Origin of the sequence: Bacillus cereus group sp. MYBK95-2, from assembly GCF_051915225.1 — a bacterium.
GTDB classification, from domain to species: Bacteria; Bacillota; Bacilli; order Bacillales; family Bacillaceae_G; genus Bacillus_A; species Bacillus_A cereus.
In genome coordinates this window covers 1-2,597 of the sequence record NZ_JBQAEH010000032.1, presented here as the reverse complement: position 1 = coordinate 2,597, position 2,597 = coordinate 1, and the positions used below count along the sequence as shown (strand labels likewise).

Below are 2,597 nucleotides of genomic sequence, written 5' to 3'. Positions count from 1 at the left end.
AGTTGCGATAGGTAAGACTTTGAAGTTATCTCCATCTTTTCCCCCGCTTAACACTGTACGTGCGACTTTCATCGCATACAGCGTCCCATCTTATTCTTTTATACTAAAGTAACTAGATTACAAGCTTTACGGAGTTTGTTTATTTTCTTCAATTGTTTATCATTCAATTGAAGAATTCTCATATATGTTTTAATCGTCTCTTCATTTGTAGCGTGAATCAGTCTGTGGACAAATTCATGTACTATGATTAGGTTATTAAACTCATCAGTTCCTCCCATACCTTTCGGTATTTTGTGATGACAGTGTGCTTCATCCGCTAGCAAAAAGATTCCTGTAACAGCACATTTTCCATTTTGCATCGAATATCGAGATATTCTATTATCCGCGTATTCTACACTCTGCCCTTTATGGAATGATAGCAATATCTTCTGCATTTCATTGGCAATGTTACCTTTTAGGCTTTTGATGAGTTTTTGTCTTCCTTTTATAGTGTAGTTACATATGTCTTGACTGAAGCTTTGAGGGAATCGTGTTTGTATGTCCGCTAGTGGATATACATGATTACCTGCTATTTCAAAGGTTCTATAATTATTCCTGTGAGTTCTTTTGTATAATGCATTCGCATTGGAAGGAATCTTATATTTTCCTATTGATTTTAGACGATTAAACAAGGTTTTCGAGAGACGAAAGGCTATTTCAGCAAAGTCTATAGTTACATGTGTTGCAATTTTGTAATAATTTTTTATGCCAAGCACGTAAGAGTTATAGTCCTGTATTGTTTTCCCTGATGGATTCTTTTGAATTGCTTTAATCCTTGTCTTTGCTTTTTCAAGGATATCCTTTTTCTTTTTCTCGCTTACATGTGTGTTTGCCACATATCTTTCGCGCTTTTTAACAGATTTGATAGAGAACCCCAGAAAATCGGAAGATTTTCTTTTTAGGTTAGTTATAGTCGATTTTTCATTAGATATATTAAGGTTTAATTGATTTTTAAGATAACCTTCCACTGCATGGAATATTTTAGTTGCAGATTTGTGATTGTTTGTAAATATTTTGAAATCATCTGCATACCTAACTATATACATTCTCTTTAATTTTGTTTTTGATAGATGATAATTTTTGTTTGAGAGTGTATATGTTTTCCTTGTTTTGATGTTATCCCACTGACTAGCTATCCACCAATCTAAGTCATTCAATACAACATTACTTAGTAATGGGCTTAGAATCCCTCCTTGCGGAGTTCCTTTTGTAGGAATGCCTATTCCTTTGATTGGTGCTTTTAACATTTTAGAAATGATTGTCAGTACTCTTCTATCAGTTATGCCTATGTTATATAGTTGTTTTAATAATTTGGAATGGTTTACGTTATCAAAGAAACCCTGTATATCAATGTCAACTACGTGACTATATCCCCCGCGGTTCATCAAGAATTGACACCTAGCCATCGCATGATGCGTTGACCTATTGGGTCTAAATCCATATGAATGCTTGTAGAATTTTGCTTCGCATATTGGCTCTAGAACCTGTTTGAACATTTGCTGTATCAATCTATCTCTCATAGTAGGTATTCCTAATGGACGTTTCTTTCCATTTGGTTTAGGTATTTCTACCCTACGTACCGTATTAGGTTTGTAGTCTACAAGAGTTTTTCTTATATTATTAACAAAAGAATCTACATCTTTCATTTTATAATGGTTGATTGTAATACCATCTGTTCCCTCAGTTTTAGAACCAGTGTTAGCCTTTATGTTTCTATATGCCAATAGAATATTTTCTTTTGATATGATGTGTTTATACAGATTTACACCTTTAGTAGCATTGTTTTCACTACGTTGATATAAATCATCAAACACTTTTTGCATATCGTAATATTCTGCATGCCGTAACGTTGTACTCACCGATGTATTATTTCCCCTTTCTTACGAAAAATCTCATCATCTTACTCGATCCTGTGAGTTACATCTAGTTAATTTAGTTTTCAAAGAACAAGACTAGGGACTATCCCTCCACATTCGTTACATGCTTCATCGGTACTGTGTCCCCACCTTCACAAGAATGAAGCAATTTCGGTTCGTTAGAACCTTATATGCATCTGTCCGCTAGTAGACGTTTATGACAGCTTCTTGCTTACCACGTTCCGATTGACCTAGCTGTACATATATCCTTAGGTGCTTGCTTTAAGCCTGTTATCTTTACATCCTCATAGTTAGATATTCCGAATTTCATATTATTTACTCTTACTTTTCGGTAGATAACGCCGTCATTGACGACATACACATTTCTAATGTATTAAGCGTTTAGACCCGTACATTCGCAAGTTCGCCAGTCCATTTAGACATTCTCACCATAGATGTTTTGTAGCATCCCGACCTATCCATTACCATATGATTACTCACTTAGGCTTTGTTCAGCCGACTTGACCTAGCTTCATACAATTTGTAACTACTATCACGCCTTGCATGTAGGAGTATCAGATAAGTAGTTTCAGCGCAACTTGACGGCTTTCATTCCTACTTTCGGTCAATCCGTTGTTGTCATCAAAATTGATAACCCTCCCATTTCGTGTTTATACACTTATAGGGAAACGTGTCGCACAA

The 2,597-nt window shown here is 35.3% G+C and carries 1 protein-coding gene; it reads right to left on the bottom strand.

Annotation, left to right across the window (positions count from 1 at the left end):
• Nucleotides 1–98 precede the first annotated feature (98 nt).
• On the bottom strand, nt 99–1,898 hold the full coding sequence (ltrA, locus tag ACTFN4_RS30355) for a group II intron reverse transcriptase/maturase (protein WP_439963341.1): 1,800 nt from the start codon (nt 1,896–1,898) through the stop codon (nt 99–101).
• Nucleotides 1,899–2,597: the final 699 nt, after the last annotated feature.